Here is a 1,642-nt window from a genome sequence, read left to right as displayed (position 1 = left end):
TGCACGGTCACCGGACCGCGACCCGAGCCGGTCTCATACACCGGCGCCGGCAACGCCCGCCGATCCAACTTCCCATTCACCGTCAACGGCAACCGATCCAGCACCACCACCACCGACGGCACCATGTACTCCGGCAACCGCTGCCCGGCGAACTCCCGCAACCCAGTGACGTCCCCACCACCGGCCACCACATAAGCCACCAGACGCTTATCACCCGGGATGTCCTCCCGCGCGATCACCGCCGCCTGCGCCACCTGCGGATGCTCCAGCAGCACCGCCTCAACCTCACCCGGCTCAACCCGGAAACCACGAACCTTCACCTGCTGGTCCGCCCGACCCGCGAACATCAACTGACCGTCCGTCGTCCACTTCACCAGGTCACCGGTGCGATACATCCGCTCCCCGGTCCCGAACGGACACGCCACGAACCGCTCCGCGGTCAACCCCGCCCGACCCACATAACCCCGAGCCAACCCCGCCCCGGCGATATACAACTCACCCGCCACCCCCGGCGGCACCGGCGACAACCCGTCATCCAGCACATAGAAGCGGGTGTTCGCGATCGGCGAACCAGCCGGCACCGGCCCCGGCCGGCCATCGACCAGCCCGGCCGCCGCCATCACCGTCGTCTCGGTCGGCCCGTACGTGTTAACCAGCCGACGACCCTGCGCCCACGCCCGCGCCGTCGCCTCCCCGATCGCCTCCGCGCCCACGACCAAGGTCTCCACCGACGCCAGATCAGCCGGCTCCAGCACCTCCAACAGCGACGGCACCACACTCGCAGCACGCAGCCCAGTCAGCGAACGCAGCGACTTCGGCTGCTCCCGCTGTTCCACGCCAGCAATCACCAAAGTCGCACCGTGCGACAACGCCACCGCCACGTCGAACACCGACGCATCGAAGCTGAACGACGCGAACTGCAACATCTCCACACCCGCAGCCGCGCCCAGCATCGGCCCGAACACCGACACCAAGTTCACCAACGACCCATGCTCAACCGCCACACCCTTCGGCAAACCGGTCGAACCCGACGTATAGATCACATACGCCAGCGACGACCTGCCCACCGGGATCGCGACATGGCCGGCCGGCGGCAACGCCTCATCCAGCCACACCACCGACACACCAACCGCGTCGTCCAACGCATCCCGCCGGCCAAGCACCACGCTCACACCGGCATCGGCCAACATGAACCTGGCCCGCTCGACTGGAAGCTCGGAGTCGATCGGCAGATAGGCCGCCCCCGCCTTCCACACCGCAACAATCGCGGCGACCATGTCGACGCCCCGCGGCAGGCACAGCCCCACCACCGAACCCGCCCCGACACCCCGACTCACCAAATGGTGAGCCAACCGGTTCGCAGCCGCATCCAGCTCCCGATACGACACCTCGGCACCGTCGGCAACAACCGCGACCGCATCCGGAACCGCCGCGACCTGCCGGGCGAACAAATCCACCACACTGGCGTCGATGACCTCGACAGCGGTCTCATTCCACCCGAACAGCACCTGCTCCCGCTGCTCAACATCCAACAAATCGATCGCGTGCAGGCGCGCCTGGGCAGTCGCCGTGACCACCGCCAACACCCGCACGAACCACCCGACGAACCGCTGGGCCGTCGACTCGTCAAACAGATCCGCCG

The 1,642-nt window shown here is 67.6% G+C and carries 2 protein-coding genes; one reads left to right on the top strand and one right to left on the bottom strand.

Translation table 11 applies throughout. The annotated features are described in order from the left end of the window. Positions 1-1,388, bottom strand: a 1,388-nt coding sequence (locus tag AB0J93_RS30085) for an amino acid adenylation domain-containing protein (protein ID WP_363925732.1), incomplete at its 3' end; no start/stop codon positions are given. Here AB0J93_RS30085 and AB0J93_RS30080 point away from each other — a divergent pair. Further along, positions 1,341-1,642, top strand: a 302-nt coding sequence (locus AB0J93_RS30080; protein ID WP_363925733.1) for a hypothetical protein, incomplete at its 3' end; no start/stop codon positions are given. The genes AB0J93_RS30085 and AB0J93_RS30080 overlap by 48 nt on opposite strands.

Origin of the sequence: Micromonospora sp. NPDC049374, assembly GCF_040677165.1 — a bacterium.
Taxonomy (GTDB): Bacteria; Actinomycetota; Actinomycetes; order Mycobacteriales; family Micromonosporaceae; genus Micromonospora.
This window is presented reverse-complemented; position numbering and strand designations above follow the sequence as displayed.